Genomic DNA, 23,155 nt, shown 5'->3' on the forward strand with positions numbered 1-23,155 from the left:
CATTGTTGCCATGTCATGTCAGCCGTATTTGTAAGTTATGCCATAACCGCCCTTCGGGTATACCCAATGAATGTTGTCCGAAGGGCAGGCGATCCGGCACGTGCCGCATTCGATGCAGTTCTCGAACGCGACCGTCGTGATCTTCAGCTTCTTCTCCCATTCGTAGACGTCCGACGGGCAAAAGTAATTGCAATCCTTCGTCACGCATTTCAAGCAAGTGTCCGATTCCTTAATAATGAGATGAGATTGGTCGTCGCATTTGTACCGGATCGTAAACAGCCTGTCGGAGACACCACAACTACTCATCCGTTCATCGCCCTCCATCCTTTGTAGCCCAGTTTCAGCAAATTCATCGTGCCGCCGGCCGCTTCCTTCATCATGCGAATGGCGGTGCGCTGCTTCTCCGCCTTCGAGATGCCGTCGACGCTCAGGAACTGAAAGGCGGCCTCGTTCACCGCCCGGGGCAGCCGGTCGAACAGCAGTCCGGGATCCTCCTGCTTCAGCAGCTCATGCATCCCTTTGTACTTCTTGAGATCTTTATGCACGAACGAGGCGCGGACTTTGTCGTCATACCGCCGGAGCGAGGCGGCCGAGCAATCCTCACCGGCCTGCTTGGCTTCGACGACCGCCTCGCCGGCGAGCCGGCCCGACGTCATCGCGAGATTCGTCCCTTCGCGGTGGACGAAGTTGACGAGCTGTGCGGCGTCGCCTGCTACACACCAGCCGCTCCCGGACAGCGGCGGGATGGAATGGTAGCCGCCCTCCGGGATCAGGTGGCCGGAATACTCCTTCATCTCGCCGCCCTGGATGAGCTTGCGGATCATCGGGTGCTGCTTGACCGCGTCCAGCAAGGCGTACGGCTTCACCTTCTTGTCCCGCAGGTGGTTCACCATGACGCCTACGCCAAGAGAGATCGTATCCTTATTCGTGTACAAGAAGCCCATCCCAGCCATCCCGAGCGACGTTTCGCCCATAAATTCGATTGTGACGCCTTCGTCGCCTTCGACGCCGAACCGGTCCTCGATCTTCTCCTTCGGCAGCGAGATGACTTCCTTCACCGCGAGCGACACCTCATCCGGCTTCCACTCCCGATGTATGCCCATCGCCTTGCCGAGCAGCGAATTGACACCGTCGGCGATGATGACGACGTCGGCGTACAAATCGCCGTGCTCGCGGTCGGTGCGGACGCCGACGACGCGGTCGCCTTCGCGGATGACCTCGGTCGCCACCGTCTCATAGATCGGGAGCGCGCCGGCCTGGACCGCCTTGTCCGCGAACCACGGATCGAACTTGACTCGCAGGCCGGTGAAGCAGTTGTACGGCTCCTTGAACGCTTCATTCCGGTGACCGAGCGTCACCATCGATTCCTTGCCCATCAACCAGAGCCGCTGCTCCACGATGTGCCGCTCTACCGGAGCGTTTTTCTCTTTCCAGAACTCCGGCACGAGCTCCTCGATCTGCTTGCGATATAATACGCCGCCGAACAAGTTTTTGGCACCGGGGAATTCTCCCCGTTCCAGCAGGACGACCGACAGCCCGGCGCGGGCCATCGTCATCGCTGCCGCCGCTCCCGCGGGCCCGGCTCCGATTACGATCGCATCGAATTTTTCGCTCATCCGACAGTCACTCCCCTCCGCTTGCGCGCTTCTTCCGTGAGCGCCGGCACGATCTGGAACAGATCGCCCACAATACCGTAGTGGGCGAATTGGAAGATCGGCGCCTCCGGGTCCCGATTGATCGCGACGACGACGTCGGAATGGCTCATCCCGACCGTATGCTGCACCGCCCCGGAGATCCCGATGGCGAAGTACAGCTTCGGGCGGACCGTCGTCCCGGTTTGCCCGACTTGATGCTCATGCTTGATCCAGCCGGCATCCACCGCGGCGCGGGAAGCGCCGACCTTGCCTCCCAGCGCGTCGGCCAGCTCCTTCAGCATCGCGAACGGCTCCGGCCCGCCCAACCCGCGGCCGCCGGCGACGATCACCTCGGCTTCCTCCAGGTTCACATGGCCGGTCTCTTCGATGAAGTCGAGCACCCGGGCCGCGATCTCCTCCTCCTGCAGCTCGCATTCGAGCCGCTCGATGACCGCCTCGCGGCTATCGTCGCGAGGGAGCGCCTCGAACACGCCGGCACGCGCCGTAGCCATCTGCGGACGATACTGCTTGCATAGAATCGTCGCCATCATCTTCTCCGAGAACGCCGGGCGGCTCGCGAGCAGCAGGCGGGACGGAGGCGGCTCGACGTCAAGCTCCGTCGTGTCGGCCGTCAGCCCCGTCGGCAGGTGCGTGCCGATCGCCCCGGCCAAGTCCCGGCCTGTCGCGGTCGCGCCGAAGAGGACGATCTCGGGCTTCGCCTCCTCGATCAGCTTCAGCACGACGCGGCTGTAAGGTCGCGTCCGGTACGTCTTCAGCACCGGCGAGTCGCACAGGAACACCTTGTCCGCCCCATACGCGGCGGCTTCATGGGCGAGGTGCTCGACATCGCTGCCCATGACGAGCGCGTACAGCGGCACCTCCAGCTTGGCCGCGAGCTTGCGGCCTTCGCCGAGCAGCTGCCACGACACCGCCTTCGCCTTGCCGTCCCGCTGCTCGACGACGATCAGCACGCCGCGGTAGGCGGACCAATCCGGCATCTGTTCAACATCACGTTCTGCCGCCATCTCAATCCCCCCTCGCTTCGCTTGCGGCTGCCCAGCCGAGCCGCTCGGGCAGCGGCCCGTCCCACAGATGCCCGAACAGCTTCCCGGCTTGCTCGGCTGCCGACGCGCCTTCCACCCGCACCGTCTTCACCGGCTTGGACTCCGGCACCCACGTCTTGGCGACAATCGTCGGTGAACCTTTCAAACCAATCTTCGATCGGTCGAGTCCGGGAAAATCCGCCGTCGTCCAGACGACCGGCTTGTACCGGGCCGCTCGGATCATGCCGGGCAGCGACGCCCGCCGCACCTTGTTCAGCTCTTTCAGTGCGGTGATGAGCACCGGCATCGCCGTCTCCACGACCTCCACGCCGTCTTCCAGGTGACGCTGCACCTTGACGCGCCGCTTGTCCTCGTCCACTTGCACGACTTTGTTCACATACGTCAGCTGCTCCAGATCGAGCCGGCAGGCGACGCCCGGGCCGACTTGTCCCGTGTCGCCGTCGAGCGTCTGCTTTCCACAGAACACGATGTCTACCGGCCCCCACTTCTCCTCGACCTTGCGGATCGTCTCCGCGACCACATACGAGGTAGCGAGCGTGTCCGCTCCCGCGAATCCGCGATCCGTCACCAAGACGGCTTCATCAGCGCCGAGCGAGATGCACTCCTTGAGCCCCTTCTCCGCAGGCGGCGGTCCCATCGTCACGACCGTCACCCGAGCCCCCAGCTCGTCCTTAATGCGAAGCGCTTCCTCCAGCCCGTGCATATCGTAGAAATTCACGATGCTCGGGACGCCTTGCCGGATGAGCGTGTTCGTCTTCGGGTCGATGCGGATTTCCCGGCTGTCCGGCACTTGCTTCACACACACGATAATATGCAGCATTCGTTACGCCTCCCAAACGGCCTTGCCCGCTTATTCGAACTCCATATCCTGCCGCGTCACATGGATGTCAAGCCACATATGCTGAAAGTCATAATCCGTCGAGTCTTTTCGGATGCCGAGGTAGATCAGGTAGATCACTAGGGCGAAGAAGGCCAGCATAAACGTCATTAGCACCAGGAACACGACGATCATGGACGGTTCTCCTTTCTTATGCAGCTAGGTTGCTATCATGTATATGTCCGGGAATGAAAAAAAGCACCTGGAAGGCGCTCTTTTTCGGAGGGTTTACTAGATTGCAGTCATGTTTGCGGCATGTTAACCGCGTTCGCTTCCAAGGCTTCTTTCGGCAAAGCGATTTCTTTAATCCCGTTATAATTGGAGTAAGTTCCGTCGATATTTTGGACCATGCGCATTTTTTGCCCTTGGAGATCCATCTCGAGATCCATATTCACTTTCATGCTTTTCGGATATTGCGTCTTCTTCTCGATCGTAAACGAATAGTCGACGCTTGTGATTTTGACGGCGGACGTAGTTTGATTGAGCATCGTTTCCATGTTCGGATTGTTGCCCATATAAGCTTTCATCTCATTTTTAATGAACTCGTTGAATTTCTCTCCGTTCGCCGTCAGTTTGACCGTATAATCGTCGTTCGTTTCACTCAAAGTGAAGTCGCTCGCGAACGCTTTGAGCTTATCGAGCTGCTTCAACGGATCCATCTGATCCTCGGACATCGTACTCATGATCTGGTCCATTTGATCCCGCGGCAGCTTCATCCACTGGCCTGAGGTCGGCTCTTTCATGAAGAACCCGTCCTTGGTCAAATACATGTCCATCTTGACGTCCTGGCCCATCATTTGCATGGACATCGATTGCTTGAACGTGAGCTGCGGCTTCTGGACGATATCCATCTCGATTTTGGCTTGGATGTCCATTTTGTTCGCCGCCTGCTCGATCGTCTGTTTCGTGTTCATGCTCACTGAGAAGCTCTCCAGCTTGGCTGACGTTTCCATCGTCTTCGCAATGACATCCGACGCCGTTACCGATTTTGGTTTTTCGTTCACCGTCTTGATTGACGAATCTCCCACGCCGGCAGACGCGGTCGGGGTCGCTCCGCTCTCTTGGGGCTTTTGACTGCAGGCTGTCAGCGAGATCAGACTCGCGGTTAGCAAAAGGACCGCAGCCGATTGCGCCAAGTAGTTTCTTAATCTCATCCTTATTCTCCTCCTATCCGCTTTGCATTTTACCATATCGTTACAATTCACCAGTAGGAGCTTAAGGCCCACATCCACAGGCAAAAAAAGAAAAAGACCCGCATAAAAGCGAGCCTTTCGGATTATATGTCGTGGGCGCTCAGTGTTTCCCGGCGGTCAGCAGTCTCTCCTTGACTTTCTCCCGGTCCTCCGCTTTCAACCGCGGACACGTGTAGCAGTACTCTTGCTTGCCCGTTTTGTAGTACAGACAACACACGTTCTTCATGCGTACTTGCGCTTCCGGATCCCGATAATCCTCAATATACCGGATGTTGACGTTCAGCGGATTGGAACGGCGGCCGAATGCCGATCCATCCCACTCGCTGCACACGGCCCGATAATCGTCGAGAAGCCGGTCTGCGGCGGACCGTCCGTCCGGAAGGCCGGCATGGGACAATTCTTTCTCCAGCAAAGCGAATTGATAGTTGAACCGGGTCGGCAGCTGTCCCCAGAGCTGGCTCACATCCAGGCCGGATACGGCGGAGAGACTCTCGATCAGCGGACGGGCGGTTTCGCTGTAATAATGGGCTAACTTTCGGTCACGCCAAGCGGAACGTTCGGAGGCATCCTCAGGACCTGCCTCGATGATCCAGTCGGTCAGCGTAAAAGTAAATTTCAACTGACCTTGGTCTCGGTAGAGCTGAAGGAGAATACTCGAGAGCGGCAGTTCGAATGCGACGTTCCACACTCCGATCGAGTAGTGCAGGGCCAGCGCCGTCCAGCTGAAGTTCGCACAGCAATAAGCGGCTGCCGCCGTAACGTCAGTCGCTTGCAGGTGTAATGCATATTCATTCAAAAAGGCGGCCGCGCCTTCGGAAGTTAGTATTGCATCGGCCCGCACCGTAAGCAGGGCGTCCGAACGTTCGGTTTGCCGTATGGAAAACCGTTGCTCCAGCCATTCGCGATCCAAGCCATGCATCCGCGCATCCACCTCATCCTGAAACTTAGGGGCAATGACCAATGAACGATTCTCGCTATCGGTTTGATAGTGAGAATCATTTTCATTATAGCGGAGGCGATGTGTTTTGTAAACGACTGGAGCGTCAAAAGGGGCAGTTGACTTAGGCCGATCGCTTCATCCCGAACAGCCGCATCGTATTCCCGGCATAGATGAGCTGGCGCTCCTCCGGCGTGAGGTCGGCCTCTTCTACCTGACCTAAGTTCGTGATGTACGAGCAGCCCGGCATATCGGAACCGAACAGGACACGCTCCGCTCCGAGCAGGCGTACCGCATAATCGACTTCTTCCCGGCGGAACAGCGAACCGGAGATGTCGGTCACTACGTTCGGATAATCGCGAATCGCTTTGATCCCATGGTAGTGATTGCCGCCCAAGTGGGCCATGATCAGCTTCGCTTGGGGATACCGCTTGGCGAGCTCGGCCACATGCGTCCCGACCGATTCGTCCGGATACTGGCCGACCGCCTTGTAGAACGCGTGCAGCAGGATCGGAACGTCGTATTCGATACATTGTTCAACCAATGGGAAGACGGACGGGTCGTCGCAATAGGTGGCGATCCACAGCTTCATCCCGATCATCCCGTCCTGCTCGATACCTTGCCGCAGCACATCCAGCGCGTTGGCATGGCGCGGGTTCACATAGACGTACCCTTCCGCCACGTCGGGGTTCTCCCGCTTGAACCGGACGATATCCTCATTCTGCGATTTCACTTCCTCTTCCGGCGAGTATTGCCGGATCAATCCCGAGACGAACACCTTGTCGATGCCGTACCGCTCGCAGTTCGTGAGCAGCGCCTTCGCGTGCTGGTCGTACCGCCCGCCCCAGATGTGGGTATGCATGTCGATAATCATTAGCAATCCTCCTGTCTTTACCCCGCGGTCTCCAGCCTATTTGACCGGACCGCTCTGGAAATAATGCTTGACGCTTATTTCCTTAGCGCCTTGCTTCACGGCAGCCACCGAACGCTCCCATATTCCTTCCTCGACTCTAGACACCGGGATCGACACGCTCATCGCCGCGACGATGTCGCCGGCCGCATTCGTGATGGGCGCAGCGACGCAGCGTATGCCTTGCACCGCTTCGCCGGCGCTGTAGGCGAGACCTTCCCGGCGAATCGTCCGCAGCTGCTCGAGCAGCTCGTTCAGGTCCGACAGCGTCGTGTCGGTCAGCTTGCCCAGCTCGTTCTCCGGATACAGCCGCCGCACCTCCTCGTCGGACAAGCCGCTCAGCAGCATCTTCCCCATCGCCGTGGCGTGCAGCGGCAGCTGCATGCCGAGATGCGAGACGAACCGCACCGGGTGCGTGCTCTGCTTCTCGGCGATATACAGCACCTTGTCGCCGTTTCGGATCGACAAAAACACCGATTCATTAATGTCGTTAATGATTTTCGAGGCCACATGCTGGAACTCCGTGGCGTAGTCGGTATTGCGGGACACTTTGCTGCCGATCTCGAACAGCTTGTAGCCGAGCCGGAACGTCTTGCCGTGTTTGTCCGTCTCCAGGTACCCCCGGTTCAACAAATTTTGCAGCAGCTTGTGAACGCTGGAAGGCGGCAACACCAGCTTGCGGGAAATGTCCGTCAGGCTGAGCGTGTCCTGCTCGTCCGCGAACAACTCGAAAATGTCCAACACGCGGTCGGCAGACTTGACCGTAACGCTGCTGCGCTCCGTCCCTTGCTCCTCGAAATCATTCGTCATCATAAATGCGGTTCCTTTCTATATTTCGATGCTTGATGGTCAGGATAGCTTAATCAGCTGACCGCCGTCAATGACCAAGCTCTGGCCCGTCATGTACCGGGAATCGTCGGAGGCGAGGAAAATCGCCGCGGTGGCGATCTCGTCCGGCTGGCCGACTCGGTTCATCGGGATCGTCTTGAGATATTGCGCGATCGCCGGCCCGTTCTGGATGAGCGGCTGGGTGAGCCGCGTCTCGATGAAGCCGGGGCAGAGCGAGTTCACGCGGATGCCGTGCGGCGCCAGCTCCAGCGCCATCGACATACCCATGCTGATCATCGCGGCCTTCGTCGCGTTGTAATGCACTTGATCGGACTCGGCCGCAAGCCCGTTCACGCTCGACATGTGAATGATCGAGCCCTTCGTCCCTCGCGCCACCATCGCCCGGGCGACCGATTGGCTGGCGAGGAACGTTCCTTTCAGATTGATCGCCATGTGGCGGTCCCAATCGGATTCGGTAATGTCGAGGAACGGAGCCGGATCGCAAATCCCGGCGTTGTTCACCAGAATGTCGATCGCGCCCCATTCGGCGAGCAGCCGCTCGACCATATCGTCCACCTGCTGTTTATCGCACACATCTACCGTATAGGATACCGCCGCCCCGCCGGATTCACGGATGATGCCGACGGTCTCGTCCAGCGCAGCCTGGCCGCGTCCGCAGATGGCGACCTTCGCCCCTTCGCGGGCATAGTTCAGGGCGATCGCCTGGCCGATGCCATGAGAGCCGCCGGTGACGAGCGCGACTTTCCCGTGCAATCTCATCGGGCAGCCTCCTTCACCTTCAGGTGGGCGAGTACGCGATCGATTGCCGCTACGGTAGCGTCGATGTGGCTCTGTTCATGCGCGGCGGACAAATACCACAATCCGTTCGGCCGCACGAGCACGCCCTCCTCCAGCATCAGCTCGGCGAACTTGGCGTAGAGGCCCGCATTGCGCGTCTGGAACTCGTCGAAATGGTTCACTTCGTCGCGATCGATAAACATCATGTTGAATACCGGACCGATCTGATTCACAACTCCGCGCAGCCCATGTTTCGTGAACAGGCTGCGGATGGAGCCGACGAGGCTCGCGGTTAGTTCTTCCATCTTAGTATACACCGCGCCGTTGTCGCGCGACAAAATATCGATGATGGCGAGTGCCGCCGCCGTCGACACCGTGTTGCCGTTCAGGGTGCCGAGGTGGCTCACTTCCTCGCGGTCGATGAGCGCCATGATTTCCTTGCGGCCGGCGACGCCGCTGATCGCGATGCCTCCGCCCAGCGCCTTGCCGACGGTCACGAGATCCGGCTTGAGCCCGAACCGGCCGTGCGCGCCGCTGATTCCCAAGCGGAAGCCGGTGATGACCTCGTCGAGGATCATAACGACGTTATGCTTCGCCGTGAGCTCCCGCATCTGCTCCAGGTACCCCGGGAGCGGCATGATGCAGCCGTTGTTGCACAGCACCGGCTCGGAGATGACGGCCGCGATGTCATGGCCTTGCTCCTCCAGCGTCGCCTTCAACACATCCGGGTCGTTCCACGGAAGCAGGATGACGTCGGACAAGCTGCTCTCGCTCTGGCCTTTCGTACCCGGAGGGGTCGCCGCGTTGCCGCTGTCCGTCGCCTTCTGCATCATGTCGGGGCTCGGGAACGAGGTGAAGATCGAGTCCGACCAGCCGTGATAGTGGCCGTGGAAGCGGATCACCTTGCGCTTGCCCGTATAGGCGCGGGACAGCCGCAACGCCAGCATGACCGCTTCCGTGCCGGAGCCGCTCAATGCGACCTTGTCGGCGCAAGGCAGCACACTGACGAGCTTCCGCGCGAGCTGGATCTCGCCGTCATGCTGCAGGCCGTACGTGTAGCCCTTCTGCATCGCGCTGTGGATGCGCTCCGTCAGCTCGGGATGCGCATGGCCGAGAATGGATGGCCCGTAGGCCAGCAAGTAGTCGATGTACTCGTTGCCGTCCACATCGCGGACGATGACGCCGGACGCGGATTCCGCATAGAGCGGGGTCGGCTTCATGGAGCCGCGCAGCGTACTGGCCACGCCGCCGGCCAACACTTCCTTGGCTTGCTGAATTCGTTCTTGGGAACCGGAATACGTTCTCATGGGACTCCTCCTACGCTCTTGATTGGTCAAGCGGATATATAGGACGCTTCAAATGCTTATAAGGGAACAGCGACAAGTTCGCTCCGCAGCAGCCGGGCGTATCGACGTCGATCGCGAGCCGGGCTACGTCTCCGAAGGCGGTCTTCCAAGCGATCGCCGACTTGACCACGATCATGTGGAAGGCGGTAGGGTTCAGGCCGACGGACAGCACGTGCCCGGGATCCCAGGGCGCCACCCGCTTCTCGGTGAGCACGAGCGTCACCGGGCCCGCCTCGACGACGGCGGTCAAGCCCATCTTGGCCCGCGCGCCGGTCATGTAGCGGCCGACGTGGGTGTAGTCCCCGTCGAACAGGGTGCGGACGCGGCCCCGGATCGGCACGGGCGCCCCGTGCCAGTCGTCGGACTTGCCGCCGACGGCGCAGGCGAGCGTCCCGCCGATGCCGGCTTCGGCCGCCAGCCTCACAGCCTCCGGGTCGCACAGCACGAGGAGGCTCGTCTTGCCCGCCGCGAGCAAGTGCGGCAGCATGTGCGTGCCGTCCGCCGGGGAGCCGCCTCCGACGTTGTCGGATCCCTCCACCAGGATGACCGGTCCTTCCGGCTGCCGCTCGGCGAGCGCAACAGCTTCCGCGGGCGCGGTGAGCGGCACCGCGAACTCGTCGCGGATCGACCAGGCGAACGCGCACAGCTCCTCGGCGCATCGCTCGGCGAGCGCCGCATCCCCATCGGCGGTGACGATGAACGACATCCCGGCGTCCGGGACGTCGCTGAACGGGAAGCCGCCGATGACGGTCACATTCAGAATGGCCGGATTCGCCTCCCATTCGAACGCCTGATCCATGACGCGCTTGAACGGACCCGCGCTCGTCAGCATGCCCTGCGGGGCGACAAGCAGCCCGGTGTGGCGGAAGACGCGCACCGGCTTCGCTTCGTTCCGCAGGACGCGAGCGAGCAGGCGAACCGCTTCGACCGCGCGGTCGTAGACGTCTACGTGCGGATACGTGTCGTAGCCGACGATCAGGTCGGACAGCTCGACCATCTCCGCCGTCACGTTCGCGTGCAGATCGAGCGTCACCGCAAGCGGGAACTCCCGTCCGAGACGGGCGCGCACTCGGCGCAAAATCGCCCCCTCCGCGTCCGGCTCCGACTCGCTAACCATAGCGCCATGCAGGATGATGACGGCACCGTCAAGCGCGGGATCGATCGATTGGGCGATCCGGTCGGCGATCGCCTCGAACGCCTCGTCCGTGACCGTGCCGCTGGGCGTCGCCTGGGTATAGAAGCCCGGCGACAGCGCGAGGCCCGTCTCGCGAGCCGCATCAATCACGCCGCCCATCGAGGTGCGGGTGCCTGTGTAACGTTCCAAATAAGCTTGCTCGCCTTCGATCCATTCATAGGAGAACGGTTGCAGACCGGTCTTGCCCGGCGCGAACGTATTCGTCTCGTGCACGCAGCCGGCGACACCGATCCGTAGCGGACGGCGTGCCGATTGCTCCATCTCGCTCATCGAGTTGCACCTCCCGCCAGATCGCGGTCCTCCGCTACGCCGCACCAGTCCGCCATAATCTCCGCGTACCAGCGGATCAGCTCGGAATAGCTGGCGAGATCCATGTATTCGTCCGCGGCATGCGCATTGGCGCCGGCCGGACCGAGCACAAGCGCCGGCGTGGAGCTGTATACGTTGAACATAAATCCGTCGCAGGCGAACGGCGTCCCGAGCGCAGGTCCGGGATCGCGCCCTAGCGCCTGATGTCCCGTCCGGTTTACGACCTGCAGGAAGTCCCGCACCTCAGCGCTGTCTCCCATCTCGCTGCCAAGCAAGTACCGGATCTTCGGCGTGATGACCGGACGGCAGATCGCGAGCTCCGGGTAGTCGGCCAAGTTCGCTTCGTAGAACGACCACAAATCGTCGATGATCTGCTGACCCGTCATGCCCGGATAGCCTTCGATCCAGAAGTTCATCTCGGCCGTCTCCGGCGTTTTCTCTTGGAATTGACGCGTCGTGTCGCCGGACAGCATCGTCAGGGAGACGACCTCTAGCGGACGCCCTGATTTGGCCCAGTAGTCCGGCGCCGGGTACTTCGCATTCAAATGCGTCTTGAACTTGCGCAGCAGCAGCACGAAGCTCACCATCGCCTCCAAGGCGCTGATCAGCTCTTCGCCGTTGAAGCCGATCCCGCTCTTCCCGGTGAACTCCGCCTTCCAGATGCCGCCGCCCAGATGAGCGGGGTTGATCCGCAGGTTCGTCGGCTCCGGGATAATCGCCATATCCGCGTGCGGGCCGAGCAATCGGCCGGCCAGCGTGCCGTTCGCACCGCCGTGCTCCTCGTCGATGACGCTCTCGATGTGCACGTCCCCTTTCAGCCGAACGCCCAGCTCCTGCAGGCAGCGCACCGCGCAGATCGCGGCGGCCATGCCGCCCTTCATATCGTACGAGCCGCGGCCGTACAGCTTGCCGTCCGTCACCTCGCCGGAGAATGGCCCATACGTCCACTTCTCCGTGCCCTGGTACACCGTGTCGGCGTGGCCGGAGAAGATGAGCGACCGCCCACCGCCGGCTCCCGCGAAGCTGGCGACGACATTGGGGCGCCCTTCATAGTTGCGGCCGGGCATAAACGATTCATGCGAGGTCAAACCTTCCACTTCGCTCAGCTCGTAAGAGCGCACCGAACCGCCCAAGCGGCTAAGATAATCCGCATAATACGCTTGCACTTCCGCCTCATAGCCGAGCGGAGGATGATTCTCGCTCTGAATCCGCACGAGCTGCCGAGCCAGCTCAATATTGGCCGGCTCGTGCCGTACGGTCCATTCGCGGATGCGTTCCGATAACGTGTTCCCTGTCATAGTTCACCCCTCCAGGGCATTAAGCTTCGCCGCGCTTGCTGTGTACGTATGCGATCGCTTCGATCTCCACCAAATAGCTGCCGATGCCGACCTGGATGCTGGACCGCGTAGGGAACGGCGCTTTGAATACGGTCTCATAAGAGCGGTTGTACGCCGGGAAATCCTCCAAGTGCGATACGAACGCCGTCACCTTTACGACATGATCCAGCGTCAGACCGTCGGCGGCTAGAATCGTCTCGATGTTGCGCAACGTTTGTACGGTCTGCTCTTCCACGGTGTTGCCCACGACTTCCCGAGTCTGAGGATTGACGCCTACTTGACCGGATACATACACGAAATCGCCGGCGCGGATGCCTTGGGAGAACGGCAGCGGAAACTCAGGAGCTTGCTTCGAGTGAATGATTTTGGACATGGTAGGATTCCCTCACTTTTAATGAATATTTGATTTTGGATGTTACCTAGTTCCTTGAACGGAAAGCCGCCTTACTGTACCTTGCCTCTTGCATCAACGGTGATGTAATTCTCCACCTGCCCGCCTCGGACGCCGACCAACCGATCGTGCAAATTCGTCACGGTGCAGCAGTGGTTCGGGATGATATATACCGCATCCCCGATCTTCCACTCTGTCCCGGCCGGAACGGCGATCGAGCCATGCTCCTCGCTCAGCCGGTCGATAACCGCCTCCGGCGTCCCGCGGACCAGGCCGTAGCCACGACGGTGCGGATTCACATCGGTCGTGAGCGTCTTCGAGCCGGCGTCGACGAGAATCGTGCCTTCCCTAGGCGTGCTGACGACCGTAGCCTTGATCTGCATCGCATACTCGCTCTCATCGATGAGCCCGATCGCCGACTGGCTGATGTCGCCGAACACGTACGCGCCCGGTCGCATCTCGGTGACTCCAATGCCCGCCAGCTCGGTGATGAACTTCGAAGTGGGTGTAGAGCCCACGCTCACTTCCTCCATCGGCAGGCCGAGATCGTCGCGCAGCATGCGCATCGTCATCGCCAGGCTCTCCGCTTCATAGCGCGCGATGGCGAGCAGCTCTTCGCGGGATGTCTTCCCGTACGCATGCCCGGCATGCGTCATGACGCCCACGATGCGGATCCCCGGCAAGTCCGCCATCTGCTTCACCAGCTCGACGGTCTCTTGCCCCGGCTCCTTCCCGCATCGGTTCAGGCCGGTGTTCACATCTATGTACAGCCGTACCGGCTGACCGAGACGGACACCCAACGCGGACAAGCCGCGGGCTACATCGACGTTGTCGGTGCTCACGGTGATCTTCGCCCGGCTCATCAGACGTCCGAGCCGCTCCAGCTTCGCCTCCCCGACGATGGGGTAAGCGACGAGAATGTCGTCCATCCCTCCGTCCGCCATCACTTCGGCTTCCCCCAGCTTGGCGACCGTGATGCCGCAGGCTCCGTGCCGGATTTGCTCCTTCGCGATCCATACGCTCTTGTGCGTCTTCGCATGCGGGCGCAGCTTCACGCCGGCCTGTCGGGCCAGCTCCGCGGTCTTGCGCAGGTTCCGGTCCAGCACGTCCAGATCGATCAAGACCGCCGGCGTTTCCAATTGCTCAATCGTTGCCATGACTCTCCCTCCTGGGCTTCTTATATCTGCTTCAAGCGCTTGCTAGTTAGATCGTATCACCGAACGTTTTTTCTATCAAGAAAATCTTTTTCTAAATAGAAAAAAGAGTGCGGTTCCGCACTCCTTTGCATTTGATCCCTTATACTGGTAAACCAAAGGAGGAGCTGGCAGCCCCTCCTCCTTTTCATTACCCTTTGACCGAACCGATGAGCATCCCTTTAACGAAATACTTTTGCAGGAACGGGTAGATCACGAGAATCGGAAGAATTGCGACGACGACCGTCGCCATCTTAACCGTTTCCGGCGGCAGCTGTTGGAGCTCCTGGGAAGTGACCCCCAGCTCCTGGCTTACGCTCGGCGTAATAATCATGTTCCGCAAGACGACCTGAATCGGCATGAGCGCCTTGTCGGTCAAGTACATAACCCCGCCGAAGTACGCGTTCCAGTGGCCTACGCCGTAGAACAATCCGAGCGTGGCGATGATGGGCATCGAGAGCGGCAGGACGATCCGGATCAACGTCTGTAAGTCGCTGCAGCCGTCCACCTTCGCCGCTTCCTCGATCTCGGCCGGCAAGTTCTCGAAGTAGGTCTTCATAATCAGCATGTTAAATGACGAGACGAGCCCCGGAATAATGAGCGCCCAAATCGTATTCAGCATGTGCGTCGCACGAACAACCAGATACAGCGGAATAAGGCCGCCGGAGAACAGCATCGTGAACACGATTCCCATCAGGACGATGTTGCGGCCCGGCAAAAATTTCTTCGACAGCGGGTAGGCCAGCAGCATGGTGACCATCAAGTTCAGCACCGTGCCTATAGTTGTTACGAGTATCGTAATCTTAAGCGCCTGAGGGACGCGATTGCTGGAGAAAATATACTTGTAAGCTTCCAATGTAATCTTATCCGGCCAAACTACGAATCCGCCGTGACGAAGCACTTCCGTGATCGGAGTGATCGACATAATAACGACGTAGTAGAGCGGGAACAGCGTAGCCAATCCGAACAGCGTCAGGGAGGCGTACAGGATGAAATCGACGACACGGTCTGACTTGGATTTTTTTAGTATATATGACATGGTAGATTCCCCCCTTTACCAGATTCCGGATCCGCCGAGCTTCTTGGCGATCTTGTTCGCGGTGATGACGAGTACGAACCCGATCACCGACTTGAAGAAGTTGACCGCCGCCGCTACGCTGAAGTCCAGCTGTTCGATCCCTCGTCGGAATACCCATGTATCGATAATATCCCCGACCTCGTAGACGCGGGCGTTCAAGAAGATGTAGATCTGATCGAAGCCGGCGTCGAGAATGTGCCCGATCCGCAGAATCAGGAGCAAGACGAATACTTCGCGGATGCCCGGCAACGTAATGTGCCAGAGCTGCCGCCATCTGCCTGCTCCGTCCACGACGGCCGCTTCATATAACTCCTGGTTGATCGTAGCGAGCGCAGCCAAGTAAATAATCGCGCCGAAGCCCGTGCTCTTCCAGATGTCCGTCAGGATGATGATCGGCCGGAACCAATCCTTGTCCGTCAGCAGATTGAGCGTCTCGCCCGTATGGTCGCGCCACCAGGTGCTGATCAGACCTGCATCCGGCGCGAGGAAGGAGAAAGTGAGACCGTATACGATAACCCATGACAAGAAATAAGGACCGTACGTAACCGTCTGAATCGCTTTCTTAAACCATTGCACGCGAATTTCGTTCAGGATCAAGGCCAGGAGCACGTCCGGCAGCATATTGAACAAAATCCGGTAAATACTAATCAAGAGCGTGTTCCGAATCAGGTTCGGAAAGTCGGGAGAATCGAACACCGTTTTGAAGTTCGCAAACCCGACCCATTCGCTGCCCCAGATCCCTTTAACCAGGTTGTACTTCTTGAACGCGATCAAGAGTCCGCCCATCGGGACGTAGTGGAAGACGAGATAATACGCAATTCCGGGTACCATCATCAGATACAGCCAACGATAGCGAATAAGCGCTTTCCAGATCGAAATCTTGTCCTTGCGCGAGGGAGTTTTCGTCTTGGTCGTTGTGTTTGCAGCAACTGCATTTTGCGTACTCACTGTAGCACTCCTCCGTATTTGATTATTAGTCCTGACCAGATGATTTCTCCTAAAAAACGCTTACATTTGAAGGATAAATTACGTTTTTGTTGTTGAAATTTCAGGCAGACTGTACAGCGCAAGTAAAGCGTTTTCATGCGCACTCTACTTTCATCATAATTCAAAAACATAGAATAATACAAGTAATACACACGACTCGAAACTGTCTTTAAATAGTCTTTTTATTTCGAGCCGGCCCGGCGCAAACCTCCTTCACACCCTCTTTTCTCCTCACCGTTCACCCTTACTTGTTATACCTGTATGATTACATGTATTTTCTCGATCGTAACATATGTCCACCACCGTCACAATGGTAATAAAAGTTCGCGAGCGTGCTTCGGAACGCAAAGAAAAAACGCTCTCAACGAGCGTCCTGATTCCCTACGAAAGGCTTAAATATCGAGTTGTCTTGGCATTCCGAGCACATCGTCTCGTAACATTCGGACTGCTCTTCCAACGCGGATCCGCACTTGCTGCACATTTTGACCGGCAAATTGTCGAAGAAATCTTTGGCAGGAATTAACATAAACTGGCTCCTCTCTTGGCCGCAGAATGGTCGAACCTCGAATCGTACTTTTGTATTAATACAGTACATATTATGATTGCGTTTATTATATAACACAATTCAAGAATTAGCTATCCCAAAATAATTAACCCTTGACATGGAACGGCCCATTTTGCACAATCTAATAATATTGTTTGACCCCGATCATGACTTACATTCGAGAATTTGGAGAAAACGCCATGAACAACAACAGCTCCGGCATGAAAAACGGTCAAGTCCGCAGCCAGATCGTCCCGGGAATCGAAGTGAATATCGTGCTGAAACAGGATCAGCGGACCGGCAAACTCACGCGCGGCATCGTCAAAGATTTGTTAACGAACTCCCCCACGCATCCGCATGGAATCAAAGTCCGGCTTACGGACGGACAGGTCGGGCGAGTGAAGGAAATCTTGTCTTAAACCCTAAGTGAAGTGAGCCTGAGAATTCTAGAAATGCAAAAAGGTTGTGCGGGAGATTCGAACTCCTGCCCAACCTTTTCGCTGTTCCGCTACGTGATCCGGTAAGACGCGCTGCACCAGGCGCCCAAGCTCCCCGATTCGTCGCATATTTCCCCTTGGGTCGTGATGATGGATCTCGACTGATGCACGATGCGTCCGGTCGAGTACACAATGCCTTTCCTGAGCGGGGCCAAATAGTGCATCGTCAAGTTCGTCGTTACCATCTTCTCCCCGGGCCGGGCCAGCATGGCGGCTATGCCCATCGTATTGTCCAGGAGCGAGGCGTGTACGCCTCCGTGCAGAATGCCGATCGTGTTCAGATGGCAGTCCTCGACTTGAAGCGACACCGTCACCTTCTCTTCCTCCACCGATTCCAGCTTGGCGCCCAGCAAGTCCCAGAACGTCCCTTTGGCCATTTGCTGCAGCTTCACCAGAAATTCGGTTCTCGGGTCCGCCCCAGGGTCTCGTTCGTGATTCGTGATGTCCATGCTCGGCACCCTCCATGATAAATTTAATGGACCATATAAGCTTCGGCCGGAATGACCCGCGCCGCGACGCCACGCTTGAGCTGAATGAGATTCTCCGGTGTGCTGCGGGCGAGCTTCTTCAGGATCGAGAGCTGAATTCGCTGCATATCCCCGGCTTGCATGGAAGCTACGGCGTTTTCCGCCCAGCCGGCAATGCTGTGGAACGCTTCCTGGACGAAGATGCGCGTCATCCGGACGGCGAGCTCGGCCCTCGCCTCTCCCTGGCTGCTGATGAGCTTGCGGGTACGGAGCAGCGCGCTCTCCATCGCATAGATCTGAATCATCGAATCGGCCAGCAGGGCAAGCGTCTCCTGTTCCTGCTCCAGCTTCGTGCCGTACTTCTGCACGGCGAGTCCGCCGATCATAAGGAACATGCGCTTTGCATTGGCCACGAGATACGCTTCCTTTTCAAGAAAGCTCTCGAACTCTTGCTGCGGTACGAATGCGATCAGCTCCTGCTGCAGGGCCTCGACATGCTCGATCAAAGGGAGTTCGCCTTTGAGCGCCTTCTTGAGCAGGGTGCCGGGGATGAGCAGCCGGTTGATTTCGTTCGTCCCTTCGAAAATCCGGTTAATCCGGGAGTCCCGGTAGATCCGTTCGATTTTATATTCTTGGATGTAGCCGTATCCGCCGTGAATCTGGACGCCCTCGTCGGCCACGTAATCGAGCGCTTCCGTCCCGAACACTTTGATAATCGAGCATTCGAGCGTGTACTCCGCTATGCCCTTGGCGGAACGGGTACCGGCGTCGTCCTGGCTATGGTCGATGTCCTGCAGAATAGTATCTACTAATCCCACGGTGCGATATACCATGCTCTCCAACACATAGGTCCGGATGTTCATATCCGCGAGCTTCTGGGCGATCAGAGGAAACGAGGACAGCGTTTGGCCGAATTGGGTCCGCTGGTTCGCATACCGGACGCTCAGCTCCAGCGCCTCCTTGGCTCCGCCGAGGCAGCCGGCTCCCAGCTTGAACCGGCCGATGTTCAAGATGTTGAAGGCGATGATGTGGCCTTTGCCCGGCTCTCCTAGCAAGTTCTCTATGGGAACATGTACGTTGTCGAGGATAAGCGGCCGCGTCGAAGAGCCCTTGATGCCCATCTTCTTCTCCTCCGGCCCGAAGCCTACACCCTCCATCGTCCGTTCGACGATGAAGGCGCTGAACTGGGTGCCGTCGATCTTCGCGTAGACGATGAAGACGTCGGCGAAGCCGGCGTTCGTGATGAACTGCTTGGCGCCGTTCAACACGTAGTGCGCTCCGTCGTCCGTCAGTTTCGCTGTCGTCTTCGCGCCAAGCGCGTCGGAGCCTGAAGAAGGCTCGGTCAAACAGTAGGCTGCAATCTTGGTCCCGGTCGCCAGGTCCGGCAAGTAGCGCTCCTTCTGACTGCGCGTACCGAAGAACACGATCGGCAGCGTCCCGATGCCGACATGCGCGCCGATCGAGAGCGCGAACGACGACGCCTTCGCCAGCTTCTCGCTGATGACGGTGGAGCTCACCTTATCCAGGCCGAGTCCGCCGAACATCTCAGGTACGTCCACGCCGAGCAGGCCAAGCTCGCCGGCTTGGCGCATCAGCTTGACCGTGAGCTCGTAGTCGAGCTTCTCGATCCGTTCGTCATGCGGCAGCACGGCGCCTTCGATGAACTCGGCGGTCGTCTCGCCGATCATGCGCTGCTCCTCCGTGAGGTCCTCCGGCGTCGTGATCGTCAGCGGATCCGTCTCCGCCAGCACGAAGCTGCCTCCGATTACGTAGGAGGAATTCGGGACATGGGATGCTTGAGATGCATTGGATGCATTGGATGTCATGGGTCAGCCTCCTTTATGTTCCATTGTCAGCATACACTTCGAATACGCCTGCCGCGCCCATGCCTCCGCCGATACACATCGAGACAACACCCTTCCCGCCTCCCCGGCGGCGAAGCTCCTGGATGAGCGAGATCGACAGCTTCGTCCCAGTGCAGCCGAGCGGATGGCCGAGCGCGATAGCGCCGCCGTTCACGTTCACCCGATCATCCGGCAGCTTCAGCTCCCGGATGATCGCGAGGCATTGCGAGGCGAACGCCTCGTTGATCTCATACAGGTCGATGTCCTCCGCCTGGAGCCCGGCCATGCGCAGCGCCTTCGGGATCGCCTCGACCGGGCCGATCCCCATCACCTCCGGCGCGACGCCGGCGACCGCGAACGAGCGGAACGCGGCGAGCGGCCGCAATCCGCGGCGGCCCGCCTCGGCGCGGCTCATCACGACGACGGCCGCGGCCCCGTCGCTGATAGGCGAGGCGTTGCCGGCCGTCACGGTGCCGTGCGCGGCGAACGACGGTGCGAGCTTCGCGAGCGCTTCGAGCGTCGTGTCTTCGCGCACGCACTCGTCGCGGGCGAACGGCGCCGCCGTGCGCTCGACCTTGCCGTCCGGCGTTACCCGGACGCGCTCCGTGGCGACGGGGACGATCTCATCGTCGAATCGTCCCTCTTGGATCGCCGCCGCCGCCTTCCGGTGCGAGGCGAGCGCGAACCGGTCCTGGTCTTCGCGGCTGATGCCGTATTGCTGCGCCACCCTCTCGGCGGTATGCCCCATGCCGATGTACACCTCGGGCATCCGCTCCATGAGGCCCGGATGCGGCGCCAGCTTGAAGCCGCTCATCGGCACGTGGCTCATGCTCTCGACGCCGCCCGCCACGACGACGTTCGCATAGCCGAGCTGGATGCGCTCGGCGGCGAACGCGATCGCCTGCAGGCCGGACGAGCAGAAGCGGTTCACCGTGATCGCCGGCACGGTGACCGGATAGCCCGCATACAGCGTCATGATGCGGGCGAAGTTCAGCCCCTGCTCGCCCTCCGGCATCGCGCAGCCGATGATCACATCGTCCACGTCCGACGTGGACAGTCCGGGGGCGCGCTCCAGCACAGCCTGGAGCACTGTGCGCCCCAGGTCCTCCGCGCGCGTGTCTGCCAGCGTTCCGCGGCGACCGCGGCCTACCGCCGTTCTGGCCATGGCGACCAGCACCGCCTCGTTGTCAGCAGCCATTCCGTTTGCCCTCCCTTTTGTAAAGTTTCTGGCCCTCAATTGCGCAGCGGCTTGCCGGTCGACAGCATATGCTGCATGCGCTGCTGCGTCTTCGGCTCGCCGCACAGGCTGAGGAACGCCTCGCGCTCGAGGTCGAGCATATATTCTTCGCTGACGAGCGTACCTGCCGGCACGTCGCCGCCGGCGAGCACGTGGGCGAGCTTGCCCGCGATCTTGCAGTCGTGATCGCTGATGTAGTTCCCCTGCCGCAGCGTGTACGCGCCTAGCTGCAGCACCGCCCGGCCAGGAGCGCCCGCCACACGGATGCGCGGCGCCTCCGGGGGCTTCCGGTAACCGGCGGCGTCCAGCTGCAGCACCGCCGTCTTCGCCTCGTACAGGCGCCGCTCCGGCTGCAGCACGACCCGGTCGTCCGGCCTCAGCAGGCCGAGCCGGATCGCGTCGTGCGCGCTGCCGGACACCTTCGCCATGCCGATCGTCTCGAACGCCTTGTTCAGGAGCGGCTGGACGTCGAGCTCCGGCGCATTCATCGTGTGCCAGGCAACACTTGCCCGCAGCGCCATCTCCTTGCAGCCGCCGCCGGCGGGGATGAGCCCGACCCCGGCTTCGACAAGGCCATAGTACGTCTCGGCGGCTGCGATGACGCGATCCGCCGGCATACACGCCTCGACGCCGCCGCCGAGCGTCATCCGGTGCGGCGCGGCGACGACCGGCTTCTCCAGCCGTTTCAGCTTCAGCATCGCCTGCTGGAACATCCGGATGATGCGGTCCACCTCGTCCCAAGCTTCGTCTTGAGCTTCCATCAAGAGCAGCATCAGATTCGCGCCGACGCAGAAGTTGCGCCCTTCGTTCGCGACCACGAGCCCCCTGTAGTTGCGTCTCACCTCGTCGACGCTTTGCCCGATCATCGTCAGAATGTCGGCGCCGATCGCGTTGTTCGGCGAGTGGAACTCGAGGCACGCCACATCGTCGCCGAGATCGATCAAGCTCGCCCCGGCATTGCCGAGAATGACGCGCTTCTGTTCCTTGAGCTCGCGGAGCGAGATCAGCTCGGGATCCCGGGGCAGCTCGCGATACGCCCATACGCCTCCGCTGGCGACACCACCGTCCCCGCTTGCAACACCGCTGCCTCCGCCAGCAGAGTCCCCGGACCGCGCAACGAAAGCTGGCGCCCCTGCATCCGTCCGCCCATAAAAGCTCGTATGGCCGGCCTCCAACCAACCCTTAACCCAGTCGGGAATAGTCAGCCCTTCCTGCTCCATACGAGCCACCGTGCTCGGCAATCCTGCCGCATCCCAAGCCTCGAACGGGCCTAGCTCCCAGTTGAAGCCCCATTTCATCGCGCGGTCGATGTCGGGGACCGTGTCGGCGATCTCCCCGAGCTTCTCCGCCGAGTACAGCCAGACGCGCTTCATGATGTTCCAGGCCAGCTGGGCGTAGCGGTCTTGGCCGCTCAACAGGGCGCGCAGCTTGGCCCCGGCTCCCTTCGCCGACTTCGCTGCATCCAGCGCGGCGGAAGTGATCTTGCCTACGGGTGCGTCCCGGTAGTCCAGCTTCTCCAGGTCGAGGGACACGATCAACTTCCCAGCCGGACCGATCGTCTTGCGATAGAAGCCTTGCCCCGCCTTCTCGCCTGTCCAGCCTCTCGCGACCATTTCCTTAAGGAACGGCGGCACCGCGAAGACCGACTTCTCTTCGGCCGACTCCGTCCGAAGGTACACGTTGTCCGCCACGTGCAGGAACGTGTCGAGGCCGACCAGATCGAGCGTACGAAACGTCGCGCTCTTCGGGCGTCCCATCGCCGGCCCGGTGACCGCGTCGACCTCTTCGACGGAGTAACCGCCCGCCGTCATCTCCTGCAGCGTGGCGAGCAGCCCGTACGTGCCGATCCGGTTGGCGATGAAGTTGGGCGTATCCTTCGCTACGACGACGCCTTTCCCCAGCGTCCGCTCGGCGAACCGCTTCATCCGCTCGACCAGCCCCGGATTCGTGTCCCGTCCGGGAATGAGCTCCAAGAGCGGCATGTATCGCGGCGGATTGAAAAAATGCGTCCCGAGGAAATGCTGACGGAACGCCTCGCTGCGCCCATCGACGATCGTATCGATCGAGATGCCGGACGTGTTCGTCGTTACGACGATCCCGGGCTTCCAGACACTCTCGATCCGCGCCATGACACTTTGCTTGACCTCCAACCGCTCCACGACCACTTCGATGATCCAATCGACGTCCGCTAGCTTAGCCAAGTCATCTTCAAGATTCCCGGGGGTGATGCGGGAAGCGAATGCCGCGTCATAGAGCGGCGCGGGTTGCGCTTTCGCGAGCCTCGCGATTGCATCCGACGCGAGCCGGTTGCGGACGGCCGGCGAGGACGGCATAAGTCCCGCCGCCGCCTCATTCGCGGTGAGCCGGTCCGGCGGCAAGTCGAGCAGCAGGCACGTCAAGCCGGCATTCGCCAGATGGGCGGCGATGCCGGCTCCCATGACGCCGGACCCGATTACTGCAGCTTTCTGAATGGACATCGTGCCCTCACT

23 protein-coding genes are annotated in these 23,155 nt (G+C 59.9%); 1 reads left to right on the top strand and 22 read right to left on the bottom strand.

The annotated features are described in order from the left end of the window. Positions 1-18: 18 nt before the first annotated feature. From ACI5FR_RS03335 to yhfH, 18 genes are all read right to left on the bottom strand, one after another. Positions 19-306: a ferredoxin family protein gene (locus tag ACI5FR_RS03335; RefSeq protein ID WP_405450259.1), complete on the bottom strand. Its 288-nt coding sequence runs from the start codon at positions 304-306 to the stop codon at positions 19-21. Next, entirely contained in the window at positions 303-1,616 is a 1,314-nt protein-coding gene (locus ACI5FR_RS03340) for an FAD-dependent oxidoreductase (protein ID WP_405450261.1), read from the bottom strand. The genes ACI5FR_RS03335 and ACI5FR_RS03340 overlap by 4 nt, the downstream gene beginning before the upstream one ends. Further along, entirely contained in the window at positions 1,613-2,659 is a 1,047-nt protein-coding gene (locus ACI5FR_RS03345) for an electron transfer flavoprotein subunit alpha/FixB family protein (RefSeq protein WP_405450267.1), read from the bottom strand. Before ACI5FR_RS03345 ends, ACI5FR_RS03340 begins: the two co-directional genes overlap by 4 nt. 1 nt (position 2,660) lies before the next feature. Continuing rightward, positions 2,661-3,518, bottom strand: coding sequence for an electron transfer flavoprotein subunit beta/FixA family protein (locus ACI5FR_RS03350; RefSeq protein WP_405450270.1), 858 nt, complete (start codon positions 3,516-3,518; stop codon positions 2,661-2,663). A 30-nt stretch (positions 3,519-3,548) separates the two neighbouring features. Further along, entirely contained in the window at positions 3,549-3,710 is a 162-nt protein-coding gene (locus ACI5FR_RS03355) for a hypothetical protein (RefSeq protein ID WP_405450273.1), read from the bottom strand. A gap of 107 nt (positions 3,711-3,817) precedes the next feature. Continuing rightward, positions 3,818-4,729, bottom strand: coding sequence for a DUF6612 family protein (locus ACI5FR_RS03360; protein ID WP_405450276.1), 912 nt, complete (start codon positions 4,727-4,729; stop codon positions 3,818-3,820). A gap of 139 nt (positions 4,730-4,868) precedes the next feature. Then, positions 4,869-5,687 (bottom strand): hypothetical protein, encoded by an 819-nt coding sequence (locus tag ACI5FR_RS03365; RefSeq protein WP_405450278.1) that lies wholly within the window; start codon positions 5,685-5,687, stop codon positions 4,869-4,871. A 142-nt stretch (positions 5,688-5,829) separates the two neighbouring features. Then, positions 5,830-6,579, bottom strand: a complete 750-nt coding sequence (locus ACI5FR_RS03370) for an amidohydrolase family protein (RefSeq protein ID WP_405450281.1) — start codon at positions 6,577-6,579, stop codon at positions 5,830-5,832. Between the two features lie 36 nt (positions 6,580-6,615). Next, positions 6,616-7,428 carry an IclR family transcriptional regulator gene (locus ACI5FR_RS03375; protein WP_405450284.1) on the bottom strand — a complete coding sequence of 271 codons (813 nt, stop codon included), beginning with the start codon at positions 7,426-7,428 and terminating at the stop codon, positions 6,616-6,618. 36 nt (positions 7,429-7,464) lie between these two features. After that, complete coding sequence (locus tag ACI5FR_RS03380) at positions 7,465-8,223, bottom strand: SDR family NAD(P)-dependent oxidoreductase (protein ID WP_405450287.1); 759 nt, start codon at positions 8,221-8,223, stop codon at positions 7,465-7,467. After that, positions 8,220-9,548, bottom strand: coding sequence for an aspartate aminotransferase family protein (locus ACI5FR_RS03385; protein ID WP_405450290.1), 1,329 nt, complete (start codon positions 9,546-9,548; stop codon positions 8,220-8,222). Before ACI5FR_RS03385 ends, ACI5FR_RS03380 begins: the two co-directional genes overlap by 4 nt. A 10-nt stretch (positions 9,549-9,558) precedes the next feature. Further along, positions 9,559-11,052, bottom strand: a complete 1,494-nt coding sequence (locus tag ACI5FR_RS03390; protein WP_405450292.1) for a M81 family metallopeptidase — start codon at positions 11,050-11,052, stop codon at positions 9,559-9,561. Then, positions 11,049-12,389 (bottom strand): M20 family metallopeptidase, encoded by a 1,341-nt coding sequence (locus ACI5FR_RS03395; protein WP_405450295.1) that lies wholly within the window; start codon positions 12,387-12,389, stop codon positions 11,049-11,051. Before ACI5FR_RS03395 ends, ACI5FR_RS03390 begins: the two co-directional genes overlap by 4 nt. A 19-nt stretch (positions 12,390-12,408) precedes the next feature. Further along, complete coding sequence (locus ACI5FR_RS03400) at positions 12,409-12,801, bottom strand: RidA family protein (RefSeq protein ID WP_405450298.1); 393 nt, start codon at positions 12,799-12,801, stop codon at positions 12,409-12,411. 71 nt (positions 12,802-12,872) lie between these two features. After that, the gene (locus ACI5FR_RS03405) at positions 12,873-13,976 is read right to left on the bottom strand and encodes an alanine racemase (RefSeq protein WP_405450301.1); all 1,104 of its coding nucleotides are present in this window, start codon (positions 13,974-13,976) and stop codon (positions 12,873-12,875) included. 187 nt (positions 13,977-14,163) lie between these two features. Further along, positions 14,164-15,051 (bottom strand): carbohydrate ABC transporter permease, encoded by an 888-nt coding sequence (locus ACI5FR_RS03410; protein WP_405450304.1) that lies wholly within the window; start codon positions 15,049-15,051, stop codon positions 14,164-14,166. 15 nt (positions 15,052-15,066) lie between these two features. Then, positions 15,067-16,038 (bottom strand): ABC transporter permease, encoded by a 972-nt coding sequence (locus tag ACI5FR_RS03415; protein ID WP_405450307.1) that lies wholly within the window; start codon positions 16,036-16,038, stop codon positions 15,067-15,069. Positions 16,039-16,438: 400 nt separating this feature from the next. Further along, on the bottom strand, positions 16,439-16,672 hold the full coding sequence (gene yhfH / locus ACI5FR_RS03420; protein WP_405450310.1) for a protein YhfH: 234 nt from the start codon (positions 16,670-16,672) through the stop codon (positions 16,439-16,441). 170 nt (positions 16,673-16,842) lie between these two features. Here yhfH and ACI5FR_RS03425 point away from each other — a divergent pair, with 170 nt between their 5' ends. Beyond that, the gene (locus ACI5FR_RS03425; protein WP_405450687.1) at positions 16,843-17,040 is read left to right on the top strand and encodes a YwbE family protein; all 198 of its coding nucleotides are present in this window, start codon (positions 16,843-16,845) and stop codon (positions 17,038-17,040) included. 89 nt (positions 17,041-17,129) lie between these two features. Here the strand turns inward: ACI5FR_RS03425 and ACI5FR_RS03430 are convergent, their stop codons facing one another. From ACI5FR_RS03430 to ACI5FR_RS03445, 4 genes are read right to left on the bottom strand one after another with little or no spacing between them, the layout of a single operon-like run. Then, positions 17,130-17,567: a PaaI family thioesterase gene (locus tag ACI5FR_RS03430; RefSeq protein WP_405450313.1), complete on the bottom strand. Its 438-nt coding sequence runs from the start codon at positions 17,565-17,567 to the stop codon at positions 17,130-17,132. 23 nt (positions 17,568-17,590) lie between these two features. Next, positions 17,591-19,411 carry an acyl-CoA dehydrogenase family protein gene (locus ACI5FR_RS03435; protein WP_405450315.1) on the bottom strand — a complete coding sequence of 607 codons (1,821 nt, stop codon included), beginning with the start codon at positions 19,409-19,411 and terminating at the stop codon, positions 17,591-17,593. Positions 19,412-19,424: 13 nt separating this feature from the next. Continuing rightward, entirely contained in the window at positions 19,425-20,627 is a 1,203-nt protein-coding gene (locus ACI5FR_RS03440; protein WP_405450689.1) for an acetyl-CoA C-acyltransferase, read from the bottom strand. Between the two features lie 35 nt (positions 20,628-20,662). Next, a complete protein-coding gene (locus ACI5FR_RS03445) occupies positions 20,663-23,143 on the bottom strand; it encodes a 3-hydroxyacyl-CoA dehydrogenase/enoyl-CoA hydratase family protein (RefSeq protein WP_405450318.1) in 2,481 nt (826 codons plus the stop codon). Positions 23,144-23,155: the final 12 nt, after the last annotated feature.

The sequence above is a fragment of the Paenibacillus sp. HJGM_3 genome (assembly GCF_045062745.1).
GTDB lineage: Bacteria > Bacillota > Bacilli > Paenibacillales > NBRC-103111 > Paenibacillus_AA.